At 74.8% G+C, this 24,449-nt stretch carries 20 protein-coding genes; 6 read left to right on the forward strand and 14 right to left on the reverse strand.

The window, feature by feature from the left end:
• Nucleotides 1–13 precede the first annotated feature (13 nt).
• On the reverse strand, nt 14–1,165 hold the full coding sequence (locus tag AB0M16_RS25210; RefSeq protein ID WP_365346593.1) for an acyl-CoA dehydrogenase family protein: 1,152 nt from the start codon (nt 1,163–1,165) through the stop codon (nt 14–16).
• A gap of 70 nt (nt 1,166–1,235) precedes the next feature.
• Here AB0M16_RS25210 and AB0M16_RS25215 point away from each other — a divergent pair, with 70 nt between their 5' ends.
• The 3 genes from AB0M16_RS25215 (at nt 1,236) to AB0M16_RS25225 (ending at nt 3,990) form a co-directional block, all read left to right on the forward strand.
• Nucleotides 1,236–1,934: a TetR/AcrR family transcriptional regulator C-terminal domain-containing protein gene (locus AB0M16_RS25215; RefSeq protein ID WP_365346595.1), complete on the forward strand. Its 699-nt coding sequence runs from the start codon at nt 1,236–1,238 to the stop codon at nt 1,932–1,934.
• 302 nt (nt 1,935–2,236) lie between these two features.
• The gene (locus tag AB0M16_RS25220) at nt 2,237–2,932 is read left to right on the forward strand and encodes a winged helix-turn-helix domain-containing protein (protein WP_365346597.1); all 696 of its coding nucleotides are present in this window, start codon (nt 2,237–2,239) and stop codon (nt 2,930–2,932) included.
• A gap of 65 nt (nt 2,933–2,997) precedes the next feature.
• Nucleotides 2,998–3,990, forward strand: a complete 993-nt coding sequence (locus AB0M16_RS25225) for a DMT family transporter (protein ID WP_365346599.1) — start codon at nt 2,998–3,000, stop codon at nt 3,988–3,990.
• Nucleotides 3,991–4,024: 34 nt separating this feature from the next.
• On the opposite strand, the gene AB0M16_RS25230 is transcribed toward AB0M16_RS25225, so the two are convergent.
• From AB0M16_RS25230 to AB0M16_RS25290, 13 genes are all read right to left on the reverse strand, one after another.
• Entirely contained in the window at nt 4,025–5,104 is a 1,080-nt protein-coding gene (locus tag AB0M16_RS25230) for a Zn-dependent alcohol dehydrogenase (RefSeq protein ID WP_365346601.1), read from the reverse strand.
• 20 nt (nt 5,105–5,124) lie between these two features.
• Nucleotides 5,125–6,516, reverse strand: coding sequence for an aldehyde dehydrogenase family protein (locus tag AB0M16_RS25235; RefSeq protein ID WP_365346603.1), 1,392 nt, complete (start codon nt 6,514–6,516; stop codon nt 5,125–5,127).
• A 564-nt stretch (nt 6,517–7,080) separates the two neighbouring features.
• Entirely contained in the window at nt 7,081–7,563 is a 483-nt protein-coding gene (locus AB0M16_RS25240; RefSeq protein WP_365346605.1) for a hypothetical protein, read from the reverse strand.
• A 293-nt stretch (nt 7,564–7,856) separates the two neighbouring features.
• Complete coding sequence (locus tag AB0M16_RS25245) at nt 7,857–8,516, reverse strand: class F sortase (RefSeq protein WP_365346607.1); 660 nt, start codon at nt 8,514–8,516, stop codon at nt 7,857–7,859.
• A 157-nt stretch (nt 8,517–8,673) separates the two neighbouring features.
• The gene (locus AB0M16_RS25250) at nt 8,674–9,372 is read right to left on the reverse strand and encodes a hypothetical protein (RefSeq protein WP_365346609.1); all 699 of its coding nucleotides are present in this window, start codon (nt 9,370–9,372) and stop codon (nt 8,674–8,676) included.
• Between the two features lie 163 nt (nt 9,373–9,535).
• On the reverse strand, nt 9,536–11,023 hold the full coding sequence (locus AB0M16_RS25255; protein WP_365346611.1) for a citrate:proton symporter: 1,488 nt from the start codon (nt 11,021–11,023) through the stop codon (nt 9,536–9,538).
• A gap of 121 nt (nt 11,024–11,144) precedes the next feature.
• Complete coding sequence (locus AB0M16_RS25260) at nt 11,145–13,520, reverse strand: molybdopterin-dependent oxidoreductase (protein WP_365346613.1); 2,376 nt, start codon at nt 13,518–13,520, stop codon at nt 11,145–11,147.
• A gap of 131 nt (nt 13,521–13,651) precedes the next feature.
• Nucleotides 13,652–14,122 carry a GNAT family N-acetyltransferase gene (locus AB0M16_RS25265; protein ID WP_365346615.1) on the reverse strand — a complete coding sequence of 157 codons (471 nt, stop codon included), beginning with the start codon at nt 14,120–14,122 and terminating at the stop codon, nt 13,652–13,654.
• Nucleotides 14,123–14,257: 135 nt separating this feature from the next.
• A complete protein-coding gene (locus tag AB0M16_RS25270) occupies nt 14,258–15,514 on the reverse strand; it encodes an aminotransferase class V-fold PLP-dependent enzyme (protein ID WP_365346617.1) in 1,257 nt (418 codons plus the stop codon).
• Between the two features lie 165 nt (nt 15,515–15,679).
• On the reverse strand, nt 15,680–16,414 hold the full coding sequence (locus AB0M16_RS25275) for a TetR family transcriptional regulator (RefSeq protein ID WP_365346787.1): 735 nt from the start codon (nt 16,412–16,414) through the stop codon (nt 15,680–15,682).
• A gap of 19 nt (nt 16,415–16,433) precedes the next feature.
• Nucleotides 16,434–17,726: a hypothetical protein gene (locus AB0M16_RS25280; protein WP_365346619.1), complete on the reverse strand. Its 1,293-nt coding sequence runs from the start codon at nt 17,724–17,726 to the stop codon at nt 16,434–16,436.
• A complete protein-coding gene (locus tag AB0M16_RS25285) occupies nt 17,723–18,559 on the reverse strand; it encodes a hypothetical protein (RefSeq protein ID WP_365346789.1) in 837 nt (278 codons plus the stop codon). Before AB0M16_RS25285 ends, AB0M16_RS25280 begins: the two co-directional genes overlap by 4 nt.
• A gap of 110 nt (nt 18,560–18,669) precedes the next feature.
• Nucleotides 18,670–20,781 (reverse strand): right-handed parallel beta-helix repeat-containing protein, encoded by a 2,112-nt coding sequence (locus AB0M16_RS25290; protein ID WP_365346621.1) that lies wholly within the window; start codon nt 20,779–20,781, stop codon nt 18,670–18,672.
• Nucleotides 20,782–20,964: 183 nt separating this feature from the next.
• On the opposite strand from AB0M16_RS25290, the gene hmgA reads away from it, so the two are divergent.
• The 3 genes from hmgA to AB0M16_RS25305 all read left to right on the forward strand — a co-directional run bounded on the left by hmgA (nt 20,965) and on the right by AB0M16_RS25305 (nt 24,439).
• Nucleotides 20,965–22,290, forward strand: a complete 1,326-nt coding sequence (hmgA, locus tag AB0M16_RS25295) for a homogentisate 1,2-dioxygenase (RefSeq protein ID WP_365346623.1) — start codon at nt 20,965–20,967, stop codon at nt 22,288–22,290.
• 50 nt (nt 22,291–22,340) lie between these two features.
• Nucleotides 22,341–23,090, forward strand: a complete 750-nt coding sequence (locus tag AB0M16_RS25300) for a GntR family transcriptional regulator (RefSeq protein WP_365346625.1) — start codon at nt 22,341–22,343, stop codon at nt 23,088–23,090.
• 128 nt (nt 23,091–23,218) lie between these two features.
• Nucleotides 23,219–24,439, forward strand: coding sequence for a type ISP restriction/modification enzyme (locus AB0M16_RS25305; protein WP_365346627.1), 1,221 nt, complete (start codon nt 23,219–23,221; stop codon nt 24,437–24,439).
• Nucleotides 24,440–24,449 lie beyond the last annotated feature (10 nt).

The raw sequence follows: 24,449 nt of genomic DNA on the forward strand, positions 1-24,449 counted from the left end.
GCGACGGGGGTACTCAGAAAGCCGACACGCCCGTCAGCGCGCGCCCGATGATGAGCTTCTGGATCTGGCTGGTGCCCTCGTAGAGGGTCATCACCCGGGCGTCCCGGAGCAGCTTGCCGACCGGGTACTCGTCGATGTAGCCGTAGCCGCCGAAGACCTGGAGGGCGTTGTTCGCCGAGCGGACGGCGGCCTCGGAGGCGTACAGCTTGGCCTTCGACGCGGCCGTGGCGAACTCCTCGCCGCGGTCGATCAGATCGGCGACCCGCCAGGTCAGCAGCCGGGCCGCGTCCACGTCGACGGCGATGTCGCTGATCAGCTCCTGGACCAGCTGGTACGAGGCGATGGGCTTCCCGAACTGCTCGCGCTCCCCCGCGTACCTCACCGCCGCGTCGAGGGCGGCCTGGGCGATGCCGACGCAGCCGGCCGCGACCGACATGCGCCCCTTGGCGAGGGCCGACATCGCGAGGGAGAAGCCCTTGCCCTCCGGGCCGATCATCGCGCTCGCCGGGACGCGGACGTCCTGCAGGGCGAGCTCGGCGGTGGCCTGGCCGCGCAGGCCGAGCTTGCCGTGGATGGTGCGGCGGGTGAGGCCCGGGGTGTCGGTGGGAACGAGAAAGGCGGAGACGCCCCTGTGACCGGGGGTGTCGTTGGTGCGGGCGAAGAGCAGCACGACATCGGCCCAGGTGCCGTTGGTGATGAACATCTTGCTGCCGTCGATCACGTACGTGTAGCCGTCGCGGACCGCCCGGGTGGACAGGTTCCCGGCGTCGGAACCGGTGCCCGGCTCGGTGAGGCCGAAGCAGCCGAGGGCGTCGCCGGCGGTGAGCCGGGGCAGCCAGGTCCGCTTCTGGTCCTCGCTCCCCCAGGAGGCGATGGTCTTGGCGACCAGGCCGAGCGAGACCGAGACGATGCCGCGGACCGAGGAGTCGCCGCGGCCCAGTTCCTCGGTGACGAGGCAGTAGGAGAGGTGGTCGCCGCCGGAACCGCCGTACTCCTCGGGGATCGTCAGGCCGAGGAAGCCGACGGCGCCGAGCTTCTTCACGATCGCGCGGTCGACGTCCTCGGCCCGGTCCCACGCGACGACGTGCGGGGCGACCTCGCGGGCGACGAAGTCCTCGGCGAGCTCCCGTACGGCCTCCTGCTCCTCGCTGAGCTCCAGATTCACCGCTCCACCTCGTCCCGGTCCCCTTTAATTACCACTGCTAGTTTTCTTGGCCACGCCTACTATGTGCGCCATGGCCCGACCGCGCAAGCCCCTCCTGAGCCGAGACCGCATCGTCGAGACGGCGGGAGCGCTCGTGGACGCCGAGGGGCTCGGCGCACTGTCGACCCGGAGGCTCGCGGCCGAGCTGGGCGTGAGCGGTCCTTCCCTCTACAACCACTTCCGCACCAAGGACGAGATCCTGGACGCCGTCGCGGACACGGTCAGCGGGAAGATCGACCTGTCGATGTTCGCGCCGGACGACCCCCGGGACTGGCGCACGGCGCTGCACGACTGGGCGGTCTCCTACCGCGCCGCGCTCGCCGACCACCCGAACGTCGTCCCGGTCCTCGCGCAGGGCCCGGGCCGCCGGCCCGCGGGCCTCAAGGTCGCCGACGCGGTCTTCGGCGCGATGGTCCGCGCGGGCTGGCCGCCGGCCCAGGCCACGTACATCGGCGCCCTGATGCGGTACTTCGTCACCGGCTCCGCGCTCGGCTCCTTCGCCCGTGGCTTCGTCGACGACGAGAACGCCTACGACCCCGCCGACTACCCGCACCTCGGGCAGGCCCACCTGCTCGCCGAGCATCGCGAGAAGGTCGACGAGGGCGCCTTCACGACGGGCCTGCGCGCGCTGCTCGACGGGCTGCAGGCCCAGTACGCGGCGTTCGGGCCCGTGCGGAACGCCGGGCGGCCCGACCGGGCGGACGGCACGCAGCGGCCGGACGGCGTGTAGTCGCCGCCGGCGGGACGGGGCGTACGCGTACGGCCGGACGGGGTCGCGCGCGACGGCGGGACGGGCGGCGGGGTGTGCCCTCGTCGCGGCCCGACCGGGCGGTCTCCTCGCGGCGGTTGCGGCCCCGTCTCGGCGGGGCCCGGAGCCCGGAGCGTGGGCCCGGAGCCGGAGTGGCGAGCGTGGGCCCCGGAGCCGGAGTGGCGAGCGTGGGGCCCGGAGCCGGAGTGGGGAGCGCGGGGCCCGGAGGGTGGGCCCGGGAAAGTTCGGTCGGTGCCGAACTGTGGCTGCGGCATCCTGAGGGCATGGCCCCCAAAGACCTCGCCTCCCTCGCCGCCCTCTTCGCCGACGAGACCCGCGCCGCCTTCCTGCTCGCCCTGCTCGACGGGCGGGCGTGGACGGCCGGGGAGCTCGCCCGGCACGCGCGGGTGGCGCCGTCGACCGCCAGCGAACACCTGGGGAAGCTCGTCGCGGGCGGGGTGCTCGCCGAGGAGCGGCAGGGCAGGCACCGCTACGTGCGGCTCGCCGACCCCGGGGTCGCCCACCTCGTGGAGGACCTCGCCGCCCGCTCCGAGCCGGCCGTGCCCGAGCCGCCGCGCACGCTGCGGGCCGCCGGCGCCGGGCAGGCGATGGCACGCGGACGGACCTGCTACGACCATCTCGCCGGGCGCCTCGGGATCACCGTCACGGAAGCCATGACCGTACGCGGACTGCTGCGCCAGGACACCGGGTTCGCGCTCACCGACGGGGGCCTGGCCTGGTTCGAGGAGCAGGGCATCCCCCTCGTGGCCGAGGGCCGGCGGCCCCTCGCGCGCGGCTGCCTGGACTGGACCGAGCGCAAGCCGCACCTCGCCGGGCTCGCCGGCGCGGCGCTGTGCCGGCACGCGATGGACGCCGGGTGGTGCGTACGGATCGGGTCCGAGCGCGCGGTGAAGGTGACCGCGGAAGGGGAACGCGCGCTGCACGCGGCCCTCGGCATCGAGCCGGCGGCGCTCCGATGACCCGGCCGGCGCCCGCGCGCGATATTGCGGTGCCGGCCGAACGGTCCGCGCCCTACGGTCGTCCCATGCCGAACCGAACCTCCCGTCTCGCGCTCGCCGCCGCCGGTGTCACCGTCGTCCTGTGGGCCTCCGCCTTCGTCTCCATCCGCAGCGCGGGCGCCGCCTACTCGCCCGGCGCGCTCGCCCTCGGGCGGCTCCTCGCCGGCTCCCTCGTCCTCGGGGTCGTCCTCCTGATACGGCGCGAGGGGCTGCCGCCACGCGCCGCCTGGAAGGGCATCGCCGTGTCCGGACTCCTGTGGTTCGGCGCCTACATGGTGGTGCTCAACTGGGGCGAACAGGAGGTCGACGCGGGCACCGCCGCGATGGTCGTGAACATCGGCCCGATCCTGATCGCCCTGCTCGGTGCGAAGGTGCTCGGCGAGACCCTGCCGCCGCGGCTGCTCGCCGGGATGGGCGTGTCCTTCGCCGGCGCGGTGGCCGTCGGACTGTCGATGTCGGGCGGCTCCGGCGAGAGCCACGCCTCGGTCCTCGGCGTGGTGCTCTGTCTGCTCGCAGCGATGGCGTACGCCGGCGGCGTCGTCGCCCAGAAGCCCGCGCTCGCGCACGGCAGCGCGCTGCAGGTGACCACCTTCGGGTGCCTGGTCGGCACGGTGGCCTGCCTGCCGTTCGCCGGGCAGCTCGTCGAGGAGGCGGCCGAGGCCCCGCTGTCGGCGACCCTCAACATGGTCTACCTCGGCGTCTTCCCGACCGCCCTCGCCTTCACCACCTGGGCCTACGCCCTTGCCCGGACGACGGCGGGACGGATGGGCGCGACGACGTACGCCGTGCCCGCGCTGGTGGTGCTGATGGCCTGGGTGCTGCTCGGCGAACTGCCGGCGCTGCTCACGCTCGGCGGCGGCGCGCTGTGCCTGGCGGGCGTGGCGGTGTCGCGGTCCCGGCCGAAGGCCGCCGTGGCGGCCCCGGCCGGATCCGCGGAGTCGGCGGCCCGGCAGGAGCCGACGGCCCGGCAGGGGTCGTCCGCTCAGCAGGAGCCGGCCGCCCCGCAGGAGTCGGCCTGACGTCCCGCGGGGCGGCGGACCGCCCGGACCCGTCCTAGAAGACGACGAGCGCACGGCCGCCCTTGCCCGCCAGCATGTTGTCGAAGGCGCCCGGGATGCCCTCCAGGGTGATGCGCTCGGTGACCAGGGCGCCCAGGTCGAGGCGGCGGGCGCGGATGTGCTCGGCGAGGACCGGCAGGTCCTTCGCCGGGTCGGAGTTGCCGTAGACGCAGCCGGACAGCGTGCGGCCCCAGTGGAAGAGCTCCAGGGCGTGGAAGGTGACCTGCTGCTCCTTGCCGCCGATGCCGACGACCGTGGTCCGGCCGCCGCGGCGGGTGGCGTCCCAGGCGGCGCGGATGGTGACGGCGCGGCCGACGCACTCGACCGAGACGTCGACGCCGTGGCCGCCCGTCAGCTTCCGGACGTCCTTGGCCGTGGTCTCGGAGGCGACCACGTAGTCGGTGGCGCCGGCGGCCCGCGCCAGTGCCTCCTTCTCGGGCGAGACGTCGACGGCGACGATCGTCGAGGCCCCGGCGATCCGGGCGGCCTGGAGGGTCGCGAGACCCACACCGCCGACCCCGAAGACCGCGACGGTCTCCCCCTCCCGCACCCGGGCGGAGTGGTGCACGGCGCCCCAGCCGGTGAGCACCGCACAGCCGAGCAGGGCGGCGTCGGTGAGGGGGACTCCGTCGGGCACGGGCAGCACGCAGTTCGCCGCGACGACGGTCTCCTCGGCGAAGGCGGCCACGTTGAGCCCGGGGTGGAGCTCGGTGCCGTCCTCGGTGCGGGCGTGGACGCTCGCCGCGCCGCTCATCGCCTGGGCGCAGAGCCAGACCTCGCCGAGCGTGCACGGGTGGCAGGTGCCGCAGGACGGCGCCCAGTTGAGGACGACGCCGTCGCCGGGGGCGACGTGGGAGACGCCCTCCCCGACGGAGACGACCGTGCCGGCGCCCTCGTGCCCGAGGACTGCGGGGACGGGCACCCGCATCGTGCCGTTGGACAACGACAGGTCGGAGTGGCAGACGCCGGCGGCGGCGAGCCGGACCCGCACCTGGCCGGGGCCGGGCTCGGGCAGTTCGATGCCGATGATCTCCAGGGGAGAGCCGACGGCAGGCAGGACGGCGGCGCGGATCACGCTCGTGTCTCCTCGGTTGCTCAGAACTGCAGGGACTTGGTCTGGAGGTACTCGGCGAGGCCGTGGGCCCCGAGCTCGCGGCCGACGCCGGACTGCTTCCAGCCGCCGAACGGGGCGAGCGGGTTGAAGCGGCCTCCGTTGATGTCGACCTGGCCGGTCTCCATGCGGCGGGCGAAGGCGACGGCCTCCTCCTGCTCGCCCCAGACGGCGCCGGCCAGCCCGTAGACGGTGCCGTTGGCGATGGACAGGGCGTCGGCCTCGTCCTCGTACCGGATGATCGACACGACCGGGCCGAAGATCTCCTCCTGGGCGATGGTCATGTCGGGGGTGACGTCGGCGAAGACGGTGGGGGCGACGTAGTAGCCGGTCTCGCGCGGGGCCTCGGGGCCGCCCGCGACGATCCGGGCGCCCTCGGCGACGCCCCGCTCGATGTAGCCGCGGACCCGGTCGCGCTGCTTCGCGTTGACCAGCGGGCCGACGCGCTCGCCGGGGACGTACTTGGCGACGGCCGCGGCGGCCAGTCCGACCGCCTCCTCGTACCGGTCGGCGGGGACCAGCATCCGGGTCCAGGCGCTGCAGGTCTGACCGGAGTTGGACATCACGTTGGCGATGCCGACGGCGACGGCCTTGCCGAGGTCGGCGCTCGGCAGGATGACGTTGGCGGACTTGCCGCCGAGCTCGAGGGCGACCCGCTTGACGGCACCGCCGGCGAGCGCGCCGATCTTCCTGCCGACGGCCGTGGAGCCGGTGAACGAGACGAGGTCGACGTCGGGGTGCTCGGCGAGGGCCTGTCCGGCGACCGCGCCGTGGCCGGTGACGAGGTTGAAGACTCCGGCCGGGACGCCCGCCTCGTGCACGGCCTCGGCGAACAGCTGGGCGGTGAGCGGGGTGTCCTCGGCGGGCTTGAGGACGATCGCGCAGCCGGCGGCGAGGGCGGGGGCGACCTTGGCGACGATCTGGTGCAGCGGGTAGTTCCAGGGGGTGATCGCGGCGACGACGCCGACCGGCTCGGAGTAGACGGTCGAGTTGCCGACCTTCTCCTCGAAGGGGTGGGTCGCGGCGAGCTCGGCGTACGAGCCGGCCACGGCGATCGGGAGCCCGGTGTGCACCGCGGCGGCGAGCTGCGGCGGGGCGCCGAGCTCGGTCGTCACGGTCGCGGCGATCTCCTCCGCCCGCGCGGCGAGCGCGTCGCGCAGCGCGGCCAGCCGGGCGGCCCGCTCGGCCGGCGGCGTGGCGGCCCAGCCCGGGAAGGCGGCGCGGGCGGCGCGCACGGCGGCGTCGACGTCCTCGGCGGTACCGGCCGGAACGTGGGCGACGACCTCTTCGGTGGCCGGGTCCAGCACGGCGATGGTCTCCGTGGAGGCGGCGGCGCGCCACTCCCCGCCGATGTACATCGCGTCGTGGGCCTTCATCCGCTGTCTCTCCTCGCTGGTCGGGGCGGTCGGGCGTCCGCGCACACGGCTACGGCCGGGGCCGGGCCCGCGTGCGCGGGTGGCCGGGGCCGGGCGCGCGGAGGCGTACGGCCGGGGCCGGGTCGTGCGGTCGGCCGGCAGCCGTGGGCCGGTGCCGGGTCGTGCGCCCGGCCGGCTGCCGGGCCGGGGCGGTCGGTGGCCGGCCGGCGGTGCCTGCGGCGGCCGGGTCCGCGTGTGGTCCGAGCGGCGTGCGGGCCGGACCGGGCTACTCGCGGGTACCCCAAACTAGCGCTGTTAGTTTTCTGGCGCCAGGCCCTCTGCCCCGGTACGGACCGATCGTCGCCTCCCGCCGCCCGCCCTGTCCACGGCCCGCCCGGACAGCCCTGGCCCCCGCGAACTGGGGGGTTCCGCCTTGCCGGCCCCGCGGAGTCGGCCGTTCCCCGGTGACAGTCCTCCCCGGCCTCCGAGTCGAGCCCTCCCCCGCCCCGTCGGGCGGGGCGCCGGCCTCCCCCGTCACCGCCGTCGGAGGCGCCGACCCCGTACACCTGTCCCGTTCCCCCTCGGTCAGCCCCTCAGGTCGCCCCTCGAGCGCGGAGCCACCGCCGCCGCCGCGACGGTCACCGCGGGGCGGAGCGCTCGGGCGATCCGACCGCGTCGGTCCTCGAGCGGGCCGATCCCGCCGAGCCGCACCTTCTGACGGAGGAGTCGGCCGAGGCCCGGGAGCCGGCCCGGACGGCCGTACAGGAACGCGGAGTCGAAGGTCGCCCGGTGCCGCCCGTATGCGCTGAAGCCACCCGTACGCGCTGTGCCGCCCGTACGCGCGTGCCGCCCGTACGCGCTCGTGGCGCCGACGCGCGTGCGGGTGGGGGCGTCGGAGCCGGGTGCGGGGGCGCTGCTCGATCCGATGGACCGCTCCGGCCGGCCCAGGGCGACCACCGGGCGCAGTACGAGGTGCGGGCGCCGCGGGCGTGGCCGGCGGTGCGCGAGGGGCGCCCCGAGGAGGCGCTCGCGCCGTTCGCGGGGCAGCGGGAGACGGGTACGGCGCATGTCGCGGCCCGGGCACAAGTGGCGTGCGGACGCCCAAAGGAGGCCGCCGAGGTGGGGCGGACCCGGCGGGTCGGTGCGCGGCCGGCGGAGACGGAGGCCAGGACGGGGCACGCGGCGGCGCTCGACGCGCTCGGCCACGCGCGGGTGGCCGCCGAGGAGTTGGCGCGGGCGACCGGGCTCGCGGCGGAGCTGCCGTATCCGGCGGGCCCGCGCCGGCCGGCGTGGGCCCGCCGGGGCGGGGACGTCACTTCCCGGTCCGGTTCCGGTGCGCCCGGCCGGAGGGACCCACCGGGTCAGATCTCCCGGTCGACGTCGGTGAGGTGGGCGAAGACCACGATGTTCGAGGCGTAGCCCTCCTTGCGGTCGAAGGTTCCGCCGCAGGTGAGCAGGCGGAGTTCGGGCCGGCTCGTGGCGCCGTACACCTCCTCGTCGGGGAAGGCCGACTTGGCGTACGTGCGGACCCGGTCGACCGTGAAGACGGCGACGCGGCCGTCGGCGCGGGCGATCCGGACGGTGTTGCCGGGGGCGAGCGAGTCGAGGTTGAGGAAGATCGCCGGGCCGGTACGGGTGTCCCGGTGGCCGACGACGACGGCGGTGCCCCGTTCTCCGGGCGTCACGCCGTTGGAGTACCAGCCGACGACGCCGGGGTTGTCGGCGGGTGGCGTGGCGAGCCGTCCGGCCTTGTCGAGGCCGAGCCCGAGGACGGGGGCCTCGATGGTGATCGCGGGGACGGCGAGGACGGTGGGTCGGGAGCGGGCCAGCGGCGGGGGCGCGGGCCGGGGTTGGGGCCGCGGCCGGGCCCGGGGGGTGGCCGCGGCCTTCCGCGGACTCGCCTTCGGGGTGCCGGCGGGGACCGTCACGCCGTGCGTGGCGGGTCCGGCGGCGAGCGCGGGACCCGCCGGTTCCTCGTCCTGGGCCCACCAGACGCCGCCGACGACCAGGGACAGGGTCACGGCGACGGTTCGGGTGAGCCGGAGGAACCGGCGTTGCCTGCGGGTGGTGCGTCCGCGCCGGCCGGGCCCGCGCGGGTGGGGCCGGCGCGGGCACCGCTCGTACGGGGACGAGATCGGGGCCCGGCCGGCGGGGTCCGTCCCGCGCGGGATGAGCGACCTACGCGGCGCCATCGTTGCGGCGGCGCGACCGGCGGATGAGGATCAGACCGGCGGTTCCCGCGAGGCCCGCGGCGACGGCCGATCCGATGCCGAAGGCGGAGCTGTCGTCGGTGGGGACGGTGGGGTCGGCGGCTCCGCCGCCACCGGCGCCGACGGGGCCGTGGGGCGGCTTGTGGTGGCCGTGACCGGGACCGCCGTTGGCGTTGCCGCCGTTGACGGGCGGACTGGTCGGCGGGTTGGTCGGCGGGTTGGTCGGCGGCTGCGTGGGTCCGTTCGGGCAGTCGACCTGGAAGACCTTCTGTTTGGCGGCGCCTTGTTGGCCCTCGAAGGTCCACGCGAGCTTGTACATGCCGTCGGGCAGGGTCAGGAACTCGGCGGGGTTGACCGGCGTACGGCCGGAGCCGGCGTTCAGGACGATGTGACCGCTGAGCGTCGGGGAGTCGGCCTTGGGCGGCTGCGGCGTGATCTCCCAGTCGACTTCCTGGAGGGTGTCGAAGTTGAAGGCGGCCAGGGAGAACCTGCAGACCTTGGGGTCGTTGTTCTGGGAGGTGTCGTCCGTGCTCGAGTCGTGGACCTTGATGTCGCCGTTGTCCCCAGGGGCGGCGACCGCCGTCGGCGCGCCCGCCAGGGCGACGGAACCGAGGGCGAGCGCGGTGACGGTGGCGGAGAGCAGGGGGCGGAGCGCCGGAACGGTCATGCGGGAGTTCCTCCAGTCATGCAGGCGTACGACAGTCAACAGATAATCTGACTATCTGACATCGCATGACCACGGAGGGTGTTGGCGCCGCCGTGCCGTCCCCGACTCCACCCGTCCGGCCCCGAGCCGGACCGTCCGCCGGCCCGGCCGAGCCGCTCCGCGCCTAGACGATCCCGAACACGATCCCGGCGGCCAGGACCACCAGCGAGGTCAGCGCGGCCCACTTGACCGTGAACCTGGTGTGGTCGCCGAACTCCACCTTCGCCATGCCGACGAGCACGTACACCGCCGGGACCAGCGGGCTCGACATGTGGAGCGCCTGGCCGACCAGGGAGGCCCGGGCGATCTCCAGCGGGGACACGCCGTGGGCCGCGCCCGCCTCGGCGAGCACCGGCAGGACGCCGAAGTAGAAGCCGTCGTTGGACATGAAGTAGGTGAGCGGCAGGCTCAGCACACCGGTGACGAGGGCCATGTGGGGGCCCATACCCGCGGGGATGGCGCCGACCAGCCAGTCCGCCATGTGCTTGACCATGCCGGTGCCGGTGAGAACGCCGGTGAAGACGGCGGCGGCGAAGACCATGCCCGCGACGTTCAGCACGTTGTCCGCATGGGCGGCGATCCGGGCCTTCTGGTCGGCCATCTTGGGGTAGTTCACGGTGAGCGCGAGCGCGGCGCCGAGCAGGAAGAGCACCGGGATCGGCAGCAGCTCCGTGATCATCGCGGCGAGCAGGGCGACGGTGAGCCCGGCGTTGAACCAGTACAAGGTGGGTCGCAGCGTGTCGCGCTTCGGGTCGAGCCCCTGGAAGCCGCCCTCGCCGGTACCCGCACCACCCTCGGCCGCTCCTGCGCCCGAGCCGGAGCCGGTCGCGCCCGCCCCGTCGACACGGACGCCCCCGGCGGCCTCGCCGTTGCCGTTGCCGTTGCCGTGGCCGTGGCCGTGGCCGTTGCCGGTGCCGTGGCCGTTGTCGTTGCCGTTGCCGCCGGCGGCGACCAGGACCGTCTCGGCCTCGGGCACCAGCGCGTCGTCGAGGCTGAGGTAGCCGATGCGCTTGCGCTCGCGGCGGCCGAGGACGTAGGCGAGGACGAAGACGAAGAGCAGGCCGACGCCGAGCGCCGGGATCATCGGAACGAAGATGTCGGCGGCGTCCAGCTTGAGCGCCGTGGCCGCGCGGGCCGTGGGCCCGCCCCACGGGAGGGTGTTCATGACGCCGTTGGCGGTGGCCGCGACACCCGTCATGACGACGAGGCTCATCCCGAGGCGCTTGTAGAGCGGGTACATCGCCGAAACGGTGATCATGAAGGTGGTCGAGCCGTCGCCGTCGAGCGAGACGACGGCGGCGAGCACCGCCGTACCGACCACCACGCGCACCGGGTCGGCCTTGCAGAAGCGCAGGATGCCGCGGACGATCGGGTCGAAGAGACCGACGTCGATCATGACGCCGAAGTAGACGATCGCGAACATCAGCATCGCGGCCGTGGGCGCCAGCTTGCCGACGCCCTCGATGACGTAGTCGCCCAGCTGGGCGCCTTGTCCGACGGCGACGCAGAACAGCGCGGGGACGAGCACGAGCGCCGCGATCGGCGACATCTTCTTCATCATGATCAGGACCAGGAAGGTCGCGATCATGGCGAAGCCGAGGATGGTCAGCATGGGAGGACACCTCACGTTCACCCTTGAACTCCCGCCAGAGCGGCGGTGCGGATGACGGTAGGTGCCCCCTTCCGGCGTTAACAAGATGTTGACGCGTGAGCAATACGAGCAAAACCCCAGGTCACGGCAGGGGTGATGCGCCAGCGCTGACATGGACGGGAAATCCGTTGAGCACTGCGGTGCCCGACAGCGGGTCCAGCCGGGAGCCGTCGAGCAGCTGGTTCACGTTGACTCCGGGGCGCCCCGCGGCGACCCCGAGCCGGACGCCGGGACGGTCGTGGCCCCAGCCGTGCGGAAGGCTCACGACGCCCGGGCGGACGGTGTCGGTGACCTCCACCTCCGCCTCGATCTCCCCGCCCTCGCCCTTGATCCGGGCGGGCGCACCGGCCGCCAGGCCGAGCCGGGCCGCGTCCACCGGGTGGACCTGGAGCGTGCAGCGGTTCGAGCCGCCGGTGAGGGCGGGGATGTTGTGCAGCCAGCTGTTGTTGGAGCGCAGATGGCGCCGTCCGACCAGCTGGAGCGTGCCCGGGTCGGGTACGGCGTCGAGGGCCGCGCGCAGCCGGGGCAGATCGGCGGCGATCGGTGCGGGCAGCAGCTCGATCCGCCCGCTGCGGGTCTTGAGGATCCCCGGCAGTCGCGGTGCCAGTGGGCCGAGGTCGATGCCGTGCGGCGCGGCGCGCAGGGCGTCCAGGCCGAGCCCGTGCGAGCGGGCGTACGGGCCGAGGCGCAGCATCAGGTCGAGGCGTCGCTCGGGTCCGGTGGTGCCGGCGAGGCCGGCGGCCACGGCCTTGGGGTCCGCCCCGTACACCGGCGAGTGCTCGTGCGCGACGGCCTTGGCGAGCGTCGTGTCGATGGCGAGCTCGTCGACGGCCGAGGGCGGGGCACCGTGACTGCCGGACACCGCGAGGATCAGGCGGGCGTGGATCTCGCACTCGTCCATCCGGCCGGGGGCGAGGGGGACGGCGGCAGGGGTGTGGCGCACCTGGTTACGGACGGCGAACTGGTTGAAGGCGAAGTCGAAGTGCGCGCTCTGCGAGGGCGGCGGCGGGGGCAGGACGACATCCGCGTGCCGGGAGGTCTCGTTGAGGTACGGGTCGACGGCGACCATGAAGTCGAGGGACTCCAGGGCCGCGTCGAGGCGCCGCCCGTCGGGGGCGGACAGGACGGGATTGGCGGCGACGGTGACCACGGCCCGGATGCGCCCCTCGCCCGGGGTGTCGATCTCCTCGGCGAGGGCGGCGAGCGGAAGTTCGCCCTTGGCCTCGGGGTGGCCGGAGACCCGGCTGGCCCAGCGCCCCAGCGCGAAGCCCTTGCCGGGGCCCGCGGGACGCGGTGCGGGGGCGGTGGCGGAGAGCGGGAAGAGGACGCCTCCCGGCCGGTCGAGGTTGCCGGTCAGGATGTTGAGCACGTCGACGAGCCAGTTGCCGAGGGTGCCGTACGCGACGGTGGACGAGCCCATGCGTCCGTAGACGGCGGCGGTGGGCGCGGCGGCGAGCTCGCGGGCGACGGTACGGATGACCTCGGCGTCCAGGTCGCAGGCGGGGGCGACGGCCTCGGGGCTGAACTCCCGTATCGCCTCGCGTACTTCCTCGACCCCTCCTTCGATCGTGTGGACTTCGAGGGCACCGGGGTCGGTGAGCTCCTCGGCGAAGAGCGTGTGCACGAGGGCCGCGAGGAAGAGGGCGTCGGCGCCGGGGCGGATGGCGAGGTGACGGTCGGCCAGCCGGGCGGTGCGGGTGCGGCGGGGGTCGACGACGGTCAGCGTGCCGCCGCGGCGGCGCAGGGCCTTGAGCCGGCCGGGGAAGTCGGGGGCGGTGCACAGGCTGCCGTTGGAGTCGAGCGGGTTGGCGCCGAGCATCAGCAGGTGGTCGGTGCGGTCGAGGTCGGGCACCGGGATGGCGAAGGCGTCACCGAAGAGCAGTCCGCTGGAGACGTGCTTGGGCATCTGGTCGAGCGTGGAGGCGGTGAAGAGGTTGCGGGTGCGCAGGGCGCCGATGAGAAGGGGCGGGTAGAGGGCGCCGGCCACGGTGTGCACGTTCGGGTTGCCGAGGACGATGCCCACGGCGTCGGGCCCGTGCTCGTCGATCAGCGGGCGGACGCGGGCGGCTACGAGGTCGAAGGCCTCGTCCCACGTGGCCTCGCGCAGGACGCCGTCCGCGCGCACGAGGGGGCCGGTCAGGCGGTCGGGGTCGGCGTCCACCTCGGGGAAGGCGGCGCCCTTGGGGCAGATGAAGCCGCGGCTGAAGACGTCGTCGCGGTCGCCGCGCGCGGCGGTGACGCGTCCGTCGGCGAGGGTGAGGGTGAGACCGCAGGTCGCCTCGCACAGGGGGCAGATGCGCGGGGCGGTGGTCGGCGCGACGGCGTCGACCTTCGGGGCGACGGGATCCGGGGTGAGGGGCTCCGGGGCGAGCGAATCCGGCACGACGGGATCCGGGGTGAGGGGTTCCGGGGCGACGGGCTCCGGCGCGAGGGGCTCCGGCACGGACGTCTCCGACATGGCGGTCTCCCTGGGGCGGCGGCGGTGGCGCACGGGCAGGCGCGAGCATACCGACCGGTAGGGAGGTGCGACAGGGCCCGGGCCGGTTCCGATCACGGCGATCGGCCCGACCCGGGCCCTCCCCGTACGGCTCAGGCGCCGGGCGTCATGTCGTACGTCACCCACATCGTGCGCGTGGCCACCTGGTCGTACTTGGCGCGGGCGCGGTGGTTGTCGTCGGCCGTGATCCAGCGGACCACGGTCCAGCCGCGCTCCTCCGCGATGCCGCGCAGCGCGGCGAGCAGCAGGTCGGCGGCGCCGGAGCCGCGGCTCTCCGGGGCGACGAAGAGGTCGTCCAGGAACCCGCCGGTGGTGGCGGAGAGGGGGCGGGCGAAGGGGCGGTAGTGCGCCAGGCCGACGAGCCGGCCGTCGCCGTCCTCGGCGACGAGGGCGTTCACCTCGTGACCGGGGTCGTTCACCCAGGACCAGACGCGCTCCGCCATCTCCTCGGTCTGCTCGACGCGGTAGAAGTCGGCGTAGCCGCGGTAGAGGGCGCGCCACTGCGCGTGGTCCTCGGCGCGCACCGCGCGGACCGTGACACCAGTGGGGTTGTCGCTGCTCATGGGCACACCTTCTCGCTCGGGGGTTCCGGGCGATCATGATGCAGGAGGAGGCACGCCGCCCTCGCCGCGGTGTCGAAACGGACGGCCGCGGCGCGCCTTCCCGGACAGTTCACGGAACGGACCTCCCGGTCGGGCTCAGCGGCCGTCGAGGAGCGGGCGCAGTCCCGCGACGAGCCGTTCGTAAGCGGCGGGCTCGTTGTAGACCTGCCCGCTGACCCGGATGCCGCCGCCGTCCTGCCACGGCCAGATCAGCACCCGGCAGCGCAGCCTGGCCGCGATCTCCTCGCGCAGGGCGGCCGCCTCGGCCGGAGTGCGCGCGAAGCGGGCCGGCAGCCGCAGGGACCGCATGGCGAGCCGGTCGTCGGCCGGGAGCGGGGCCACGCCCGGGAGGCCGGCCAGCAGCTCGGCGCCGTACGCCGCCAGGGCACTGTTGTGCGTCCGCACCCGGTCCGCGTCCAGGGCGGCGAGCAGGTCGAGACCCTCGGGCGCGGCGAGCAGACCGGTGTAGTCGGCCGTCGCCCGGTACTCCAGCGCGCGCGGGAAGCCCTGGTGGTCCTCCCAGGAGGGGACGGGAGCGGGCACCCGCTCGCGGTGGGCCGCGGCCACCACGAGCAGGGCGCTGCCCGGCGGGGCGTACCCCCACTTGTGCAGATTGCCGAACCAGAAGTCGGGTGCGCCGGCGAGCGGTCGGGCGAGCATGCCGGGCGCGTGGGCGCCGTCGACGACGGTGACGACCCCGCGCTCGGCGAGCTCGGCCAGGAGCCGGGGCCCGGCGACGACGCGGGCGGTGGGAGAGCTGATCTGGTCCAGCAGGGCGACCCGGGTCCGGGGCGTCACGCCGGTGAGGACCGCCTCGCAGACCGCGTCCTCGTCGGGCAGCGCGGGGTCGAGCGCGACGGTGACGACGCGGGCGCGGCGGGCCGCCGCGGCGACGACGGTGCCATAGCCGTGGTCGGTGACCAGGACCTCGTCGTCGGGCGCGAGGCCCAGGGCGTCGAGGGCGAGGTTCGCGGCCTCGGTGGCGTTGGTGACGAGGGCGGCGCCGTCGCGGTCCGCGCCCAGGTGGTCCGCCACCCGGGCCCGGGCCTGCGCGAGGCGGTCCGGGACGCCGAGGAAGAAGGCGTCGGGATCGCCGGCGGCCTCCTCCGCGATCCGCCGGTGCGCGTCCGCGACCGGGACGGGGACGGCGCCGAAGGACCCGTGGTTGAGGTGATCGACGGCGGGGTCGAGCCGGAACAGGCCGGCGCCGCCGGGGAAGACGCCGGGCACGACGGACGCCGGGGGCACGGGGCCGGCTAGGCCCACGGGGCCGTTGGGGCCGGTGGGGCCCGCAGGGCTGGTGGGGCCGGTGGCGGGCGGCGGGGGCACGGGGCTCGCCGGGGGTGTGGGCATCGGACCTCCACCGTGACCGTGCGGCCGGGACGCACGGGGACGGAACGCTGGTGTGGGGACTCGGTCGATCACCACCGTACGGGCCGCCCGTGGCCGCGGTCCGCCGGACCGCCCCAGGGCCTGCCCCCTCGGATCAGGCCGGTCAGGGAGACCCGCCCGGCTCGATCATCGAGACGCCTCCTGGCCCAAAGAGGGTGCGAGGTAGGCGTGGAGGAGGGCGCGGGTCTCCGCGATGAGGGCGGGATCGCCGGCCGGGTCGCCGCGGAAGGCCAGGCGCAGGAGGGCGTCCGTGGCCTCGACGCCGACCAGGACCTTGCGCAGCAGGGTCGCGTCCGCGGGCCTGCCGAGCGGGGCCGCGAGCAGGCCGCAGATGCGGTCGGCCACCAGGAGGTTGGGGTTCTCTTCGGTCGGGTCCTCCCCGGTCGGACCCTCGCCGGCCGGTCCCTCGTCGCCCCGGGCGGCGGGGGCGCCCGGGTCGTTGGGCGCGGCGGCGGGGACACCGAAGTCGACGAGGCCGAATCCCGGCACGGTCCGCTTCATGGCGATGTACGCGTCGAGCACGGTGTCGATGACGCTCAGGGCATCGACGACGGGCAGCGCGGCGAGGCCGGCGCCGATCCGGTCGGCGTAGCTGTCGAGGTTGCGGTGGGCGAGGGCGGCGACCATGGCCCGCTTGTTGCCGAAGAAGCGGTAGACGGAGCCGATGGGGACGCCCGCGCGGGCGGCGACGGCGCGGGTGCTCAGCTGCTCGTAGCCGGTCTCGTCCAGGAGTTCGGCGCAGGCGTCGAGGATCCGGGCGAGGCGTTCCGCGCTTCGCTGCTGGACCGGGGCTCGGCGGAGCGCGGGGGCCTGGCCCTGGGCGGGCGGTGACTTGCGGGTGGGCTGGGGCACGGGGACCATCATGCCGCTCCGGTGGACGTCAGGCGATCAGCAGGCCGATCCCGCCGAGGGTGTAGGCGATCATCAGGGCGAACAGCGGGAGTTGACCCGCGACCGCCCGCGCGGGCGGGAAGAGGCGGACGGAGCGGTCGTGGCCGGCGACGACCCCGAGGACGTGGCCCGTGACGATCGCGGCGACCTGGAGGACGGCGAGGCCGCCCGGACCCAGGGGTGGAGCGGGCGCGGGGGCGTTGTCAGTGCCCGCTGCCATGATGACGGTGCGTGGCCCCTCGGTGACGAAGAGTGTGAAGTAGTGGGCGACGAGGTAGCCGAGGGCGATGGGCAGGAGCGAGTGGGCGAAGGAGGTGAGCGGGGTGGTGAGTTCGCGGTTGAGCAGGCGCAGCGCGCCCGCGCACAGCCCGTAGAGGGCGGCGACGAGGGCGACGGCGGCGAGCAGTCCGAGGGTGGCGGTGGGCGTGCGGCCGAGGACCGACGTCTGGAGGGTGGTGATCCAGCGGGGGTTGTCGGAGAGGCCGTCGTAGGCGGTGGAGCCGAGGAGGACGCAGACCGCGGCGACGAGGCCGGGCACGGGCGGCGTGGCGTCCAGACCGTTGAAGGGGGAGCGAAGGACCAGGCGCCCGTCGGCGCGGCGGCCGAGCGGGGAGAGCCGGGCGAGGAGTGAGGAGTAGACCTCGAAGGGGTCGGCGTGGGCGAACCAGTCGGGGCCGTGCCGGGCGGCGCCGAGGAGCTGGACGGCGGCGTGGACGGCGAGGGCCGCGAGGAGGACGGGGGTGGCCGTGTTGTCGGGGGCGACGAGTTCGAGCCAGGTGAAGAGGAGGAGGCCGGCGGCCGCGGGCCGGATGCCGAGCCGGGCGGGGATCGGACGGGGCGGGCGCCGCGCGGGGAGGAGCGCGTGCAGGGTACGCAGCGGGTTGAGGAGCCGCCAGGCGGGTCCGAGGAGGAGGGAGGCGGGGACGAGGCCGACCCAGAGCAGGACGTACACGGCGCCGGGGGCGGGGTTGCGGTCCGGGTCGTCGGGGCCGAGGAGGAGGTGCAGGAGGAGAGCGAGGGCGGCGGCGGCGCCGAGGGCGCGGAGGGCGGTGCGGGTGGCCGGGGCGTCCGCGAGGCGCTGGACGGCGGCGGGGACCGGCCGACCCGCGTCGGCCCCGCGGAAGCGGGAGGAGGGCCAGAGGAGGCCGAGCGAGAGGAAGGAGACGAAGAGCGCGGCGAAGGCCCCCGCGTACGCGTAGAAGGGCGAGAGGGGCAGGTCGTGCTGGGCGCCCACGCCGTGGGCGAGCGGCAGCGGGACCGGGGTGCCCGTGGGTGCCGTCATCGGACGACGAGTTGGGTCAGCAGGAGTCCGGACTCGTGGGTCTCGACCTCGAAGAGGCCGGTGCGGTCGGCGGTGAGCGTGAGCGTGCCCTGCCGGCCGGCGGGCAGGTCGATCTCGCGGTCGTAGCCGTGGACGTGGAGGGTGTCGGCGCGGTCACTGGTCACCCGGAGGGTGAGGCGTTCACCCTTCTTCAGCTCGACGCGGGAAGGGGGTGGTTGTACGGAGTTCCCGGTGACGGTGACGGTGAGGGTACGACCGGCCGGCGCGGCGGTCGCGGTGGTGGGGGTGGCGCCCGTGCCGGGGGCGGCGCCCGCGCCGGGGGCGGCGCCCGTGGCGGAGGGGGCGCCGGTGGGTGCGCCGGCCGAGGGCGCGGCGTCCAGGCGGACGGTGGCCTCGACGGGGCGGCCGGCGACGGCCCAGGTGGTGTGGTCGTCGGCGAGGAGCCGGGCGGTGAGGGTGCGGGCGCCGGCTGCGGCGGGGACGTGCGCCCAGGGGCCGTAGGCGCGGGCGGTCTCGCGGCCGTCGACGAGGAGGCGGGCGTGGCCGCGGCCGAGGAGGGCGGCGCCGCCGGTGCTCTCGGGGGTGAAGCGGAACCCCACCACGAGGAGGTGGACGTTCCAGCCGCCCTCGCTGTCGGACCGGGCCTCGATCCGTACGGCCGGCGCCCCGGCGGCGGGCACCTCGCGGAGGCGGTGCCCGGTGCCGTCCTGGGCCGTGAGGAGGGTGCCGTTGCCGCCGGTCGCCTCCTGGTGGCTGGTACCAGGCTTGTGGTGGGTGGTGGGGCGCCCGCCGCAGGCGGTGACCGATGCCGCGCCCAGGGCCAGGGCGAGCAGCGCCGTCGCCGCGCGCACGACCGCGCGGCGGGCGCCCCGGCGACCGCCGGTCGCGCGCCGGCCGGTCACACCCCGGCCGGTCACACCCCGGCCCCGCGCCCTGCGGCCGGTCACGAGGCACCGCCAGCGGGCGCGGCACCGCCGGCGGGCGCGGGGGTGGGATCGGGGTCCGGGCTCGGGTCGGGGTCCGGGCCCACGGCGGGGTGCGCGTCCGGGCCGGGGCGACGGGCGCCGGCCACGATCACGGCCCAGAGCACCCAGACGACGGCGAGCAGTCCGCGCAGCCAGGCCGGACTCAGCGGGATCCAGGGGATCATCAGGACCGCCTTGTCGAAGGCGTCGAGGAGGGTGAGGGCACCGAGGGCGACCGTGGTCCACGCGAAGACCGGCCGGTGCGGCCGCAGGGCGAGGCCGAGCACCGTCCACCACAGGCCGGTCAGGAGGAGGGCGAGGGCGGGGAGGAGGGTGGGGGTCAGGGCGAGGGTCGAGCCGGCGACGTCGAGGGCCAGGCCGAGCAGGCCGAGGGCGGTGGCCACGCCGGCCGGCCGGTGGCCGCGGAGCCGGCGCCACCACAGGAGGGTTCCGACGAGGGCGAGGACGGCGGCGGTGCCGAGGGCGAGCTGGGTCTCGACGCGCTGGACGCCGCGCGCGCCGTACCAGTCGCAGCCCGCGGGCAGGCGGCGGGCCTGGACGTTGTAGTCGGCGCAGACGAGGAGTTGGGCGAGCTTGACGGGTTCGCCGACGAGGCGGCGGGTGTTGCCGGAGACCTCGCCCCAGCGGGGGCCGCAGGCGGGCACGGCGTACGGGGTGGCCGCGCCGGCGTCGGACTGCCAGCAGTTGCCGCTGCCCTGGCCGTCCCACCACACGTCGCTGCGGTTGGGGCGGGCGGTGCCGTCGCGGTCGACGCCGAGGTGGTTGCCGGCGTAGCGGTTGTGGTGGGACGTGTCGGTCTGCTTGCCCCACTCCGATTCGCCGCGGATGAAGGCCGGGACGGCGCTCAGGAAGAAGGCGGAGCGCTGGTGGCCGTAGATCCAGTTGTTCTCGTACAGGTTCCAGTTGCCTCCGGCGGTGATGATGCCGGTGCCGGGCGGCATGGAGATCTGGGGGCAGACCACACCCTGCTCGTAGCCGCGTTCGACGGGCGGCTTGGCGCAGGTGCCGTCGGCGACGTACGGGTAGTAGTTCTGGTTGTTGTCGTGGATCAGGTTCCGCTCGAAGCGGGCGTGGTTCTGCGGGAGTCCGGGGTGGCCGGGGAAGGCGGAGTCCATGGAGGCGCCGCCCATGTTGTGGTCGAACTCGTTGTCGTGCACGTGGACGGAGTCTCCGGCGGTGCCGCTGTAGCCGACCATGTTGTGGTGGCTGCGGCAGCCGGTGATCTCGATGGAGTGCCGGGGGACGTCGTAGCCGCGCCCGTCGTTGATGTTCGAGGCCGAGCCGGGGTAGATGCCGGAGTCGCCGTTGCCGTAGGACTCGCAGTTCTTGTAGAGGCCGTGGTCGGAGGCGAAGGTGAGGAAGCCGTACTCGTCGTTCCAGCGGGTGAGGACGTCGTCGATGACGAAGCCGTCGCCGGCGAGGACGTAGAGCGAGTTGAAGGTGGTGCGCTGGGCGGTGAAGTTGCGGAAGTAGACGCCGTCGGACCTGTCGGCGCGGATCGCGTTGAGTTTGGCGTACTTGGCGTCGATGACGACGTCGAGCCGGGAGGCCCCGGTGCCCTCGATCTGGAGGTCCTTCTTGCCGAGGATCGCGACCAGGTTCTGGTTGTGCGGGCACTGCCGCTGCTGTTCGTAGCTGAGGATCTGGTAGCCGAGCGCCGAGTTCGGGGCCTCGAGCGATGCGCACGCGCCGGTGGGCGCGGGCAGGGAGGGCTCCTCCTCGTAGAGGCCGGGCAGGATCGCGATGGTCATGCCGGGCCGGTCCACGGCGTCGACGGCCTGCTGGAGGTGGCGGTAGCCCTGCCGTCGGCAGCGCTCGTGGAGGGCGAGGTTGCGCGTCTTGAGGTCCGCGGGGTAGCCGGCGATCCGCCGCGCGAAGTCGTCGCGGTCGGTCTTGCACACGAGCAGGTCGGGCTCTCCCGTGCGCAGGACGGGCACGCTGCCGGAGCCGTCGGGGAAGGTGACGGGCCGCTCCTCGTGCGCCTGTGCGGCGGGGGCGGTGAACAGGGCGGCGGCGAGTGCCGCCAGCACGACCGAGAGCGCGAGAACGAACCGGCGGGTCCATGACATGCGCGTGAGAGTAGAGCAATGTTCATCTTTTGGAACCCCCCGTGCACGCACCACGTCCAAGACGCCCCCGGAAGGGCCCGGGAAAGGCCGGGTAGGGCCCGGAAAGTCACCGTTGACGCGAGCGGGAGCGGAATCCTACGGTCATGCATAGGATTGTTGTGAGCGTCAGGACAGGAGCACGCGATGAACGCGGAGATCAACGCGGAACGGGCGAGAAAGACGGCCGAAGCGCTGACCTACAGCACGGGTTTCGGCAACGAGCACAGTTCCGAGGCCGTGCCCGGCGCCCTCCCCGAGGGCCGGAACTCGCCGCAGCGGGCCCCGCTCGGCCTGTACGCGGAGCAGCTGAGCGGCAGCGCCTTCACCGAGCCCCGGGCGCACAACCGGCGCTCGTGGCTGTACCGGATCCGGCCCTCGGCGGCGCATCCGCCGTTCACCCGGATCGACAACGGCGCCGTGCGCTCCGCGCCCTTCACCGAGACCGTGCCCGACCCCAACCGGCTGCGCTGGAACCCGCTGCCGGACCCGGCGCCCGGCACCGACTGGCTGGCGGGCCTGTGGACCCTCGGCGGCAACGGTGACGCGACCCAGCGCGCCGGCATGGCCGTGCACCTCTACCACGCGAACGCGTCCATGGAGCGGGTCTTCAGCGACGCCGACGGCGAGCTGCTCATCGTGCCCGAGCGCGGCGGGCTGCTGCTGCGCACCGAGCTCGGCAACCTCGCGGCGGGCCCCGGAGAGGTCGCGCTGATCCCGCGCGGCGTCCGCTTCCGCGTCGAGCTGCTCGACGACACCGCCCGCGGCTACGTGTGCGAGAACTACGGCGCCCCGTTCCAGCTGCCCGACCTGGGCCCGATCGGCGCGAACGGCCTGGCCAACTCGCGCGACTTCCGGGCGCCGGTCGCCGCGTACGAGGACGTCGAGGGTCCGGTCGAGGTGGTGAACAAGTACTGCGGCAACCTGTGGTCCGCGACGTACGCCCACTCTCCGCTCGACGTCGTCGCCTGGCACGGCAACCACACCCCGTACGTCTACGACCTGCGCCGCTTCAACGTCATCGGGACGATCTCCTACGACCACCCCGACCCGTCGATCTTCACGGTGCTCACCTCGCCCTCCGACACCCCCGGCCTCGCCGGCGTCGACTTCGTCGTCTTCGCCCCGCGCTGGCTGGTCGGCGAGGACACCTTCCGGCCCCCGTACTTCCACCGCAACGTGATGAGCGAGTACATGGGCCTCATCGAGGGTGCGTACGACGCCAAGGCGGAGGGCTTCGTGCCGGGTGGCGGTTCGCTGCACAACATGATGTCGGCGCACGGTCCCGACCGGGAGACCTTCGACAAGGCCAGCGCCGCCGAGCTCAAGCCGCAGAAGATCGACGACGGCCTGGCCTTCATGTTCGAGACCCGCTGGCCGGTCACCGCCACCGCCCAGGCGGCCGGTGCCGACCACCTGCAGCGCGCCTACGACGACGTATGGCAGGGTCTTGAGCGCCACTTCCGGCCGTGAACAGCCGTAACATCCGGCCGGGTGTCTCGTAGTCGTCGTTGGAGAGAGCCGTGACCGCCTTCGCTCCCGACTCGCTGGTCCTGAACCGGAAGCTGCCGCTCTGGTACCAGGTCTCGCAGTCGCTGCGCGCCTCCATACTGGGCCGCACCCCCGACGCCTCGCTGCGGCTGCCCACCGAGGAGCAGCTCGCCGCGCATTACGGCGTCAGCGTGCTGACCATGCGCCAGGCCCTCAAGGAACTGGAGGAGGAGGGCCTGATCAGCAGGCACCGGCGGCGCGGCACCTTCATCGAACCGGGCGCCCGGCGCTCCACCCCGCGCCGGCTGCTCGGCTCGATCGACGCGATCGTGGCCCAGCAGTCCGGCGAGCGCACCACCGTGCTCGGCCACGGCACCGAGCCGGTCCCCGGCGAGCTCGCCGAGTACTTCCCGGGCGCGTCCGAGGTCGGCGTCTTCCGCCGCCTCCGCGCGGACGGCGAGAGCGGCGAGCCCACCAACTGGGCGGAGAACGCGGTGCTGCCCGAGGTCGCCGCGGGCATCGACCCGGCCGACCTGGAGCGCTGGCCGATGACGAAGGTGCTCCGCGACGTCGTGGGCGTCAGGATCAGCCGGATCACCGACACCGTCGAGGCCCGGCTCGCCGACCCGGAGACGGCCAACCTCCTCCAGGTGCCGCTGCTCTCCCCGATCCTCCACTACACGGGCGTCACCTACGACGCCGACGGCCGGGTCGTCGACGTGGCCCGCATCCGCTACCGCGGCGACCGCTTCTCCTTCACGGTGACGGTGGAAGCGCAGTGAACACCCCGTCCCGCCCGTGACCGGACCGCGGCCCCCGCACGGGAGGGGCCGCGTCACCCCCTGCCGCCGCTCCGGCGACCGGGCGCCTTCCCGGTGGCGGTGGATGTCTGCCGATCGCGCTCACTAGCATGCGGGGCGTGACGGAAGACGCGGCGCCGGAGGACCTGCCCCTGCTCGACGAGCTGATGCCCTGGGCCGTGGCACCGTTGCGGCTCGGGCGCGCGTGGATCGTCGCGCCGGACGTGCGCACCCTGCGGGCGCGCTGGGAACGGCTCGTCGCGGCGGAGGGGGCGGAGCGGGAGGCCCTCTTCCGGTCCAGTCGTGCGCGGACGCCGGGGAGTTCGGTGGCCGCGCTGCCGGGGCAGCGGACCGGGACCGTGCGACTCGCTCGGGAGCCGGGGCCCTGCCCGGAGCCGGTCCGGCTCGCGCACGGGCCGTTCGACGAGCAGTGGCTGCTGCCCGACCACCGCCTGATCGACGCCGCGCGGCCGGAGCTGTGGCGCGTGGCGGACGACCGCCAGCTCTTCGCCGTCGAGCAGGGGTACGTGCCGGGGGCCTCCGGCCCCGCGCTGCTGGTGACGGCCGCGCTGCCCGACGGGCGCTCCCCCGCGGGGCGACCGGGCCGGATCCGCCCGTTGTACCGCCGGCCCGGTGGTCTGGAGCCGAACCTGGCGCCCGGCCTGCTGCCGCTGTTGAGCGCGCGGTACGGGCACGAGGTCGACGCGGCGGACGTGCCGGCCTGGGCGGTGGCGGTGGCGCTGCCCTCCCCCGCCGGCTGCCGGGTGCCGCTGCCCGCGGACCCGGAGGTGTGGGCGGCGGGCGTGGCGCTCGGCCGGGAGCTCGTCGAGGTGCAGCTGCGCGGGGCCCGGGGCGGCGCACGCCCCCGGCTGCCGGGCGGTCGCCGGCCCTACGTGCGGGCCGCGATCCCGACCCGGCCCACGACGCTCGGGTACGACCCGGACGAGGAGACGCTGAGCCTGGACGAGGGCCGCGTCTCGCCCGTGCCGGCCCGGGCGTGGCAGTTCGAGGTGGGCGGGGTGCGGATGATCGAGCAGTGGTTCGCGCACCGGACCGCGCCCGCCGAGCAGGGCAGTCTGGAGGCGATCGGTCCGGCCGGCTGGCCGCAGGAGTGGACCTCGGAGCTGCTCGAACTGATCACGGTCCTCGCCCTCCTCGCGGAGCGCGAGGAGGAGCGCACGGCGCTGACGGCACGCGCGACGGCGGACGGGGTGACCCGGGGCGCCCTGCGGGAGGCCGGGGTGCTGCCGGTGCCGGACGGGGCCCGTCGGCCCGCGTCCGTGCTCGACCATCAGGAGGAGGGGCCGGAGGGGCAGTTCCTGCTGCTCTGATCAGGGCGGC

The organism is Streptomyces sp. NPDC051921 (assembly GCF_040680975.1).
Lineage (GTDB): Bacteria > Actinomycetota > Actinomycetes > Streptomycetales > Streptomycetaceae > Streptomyces.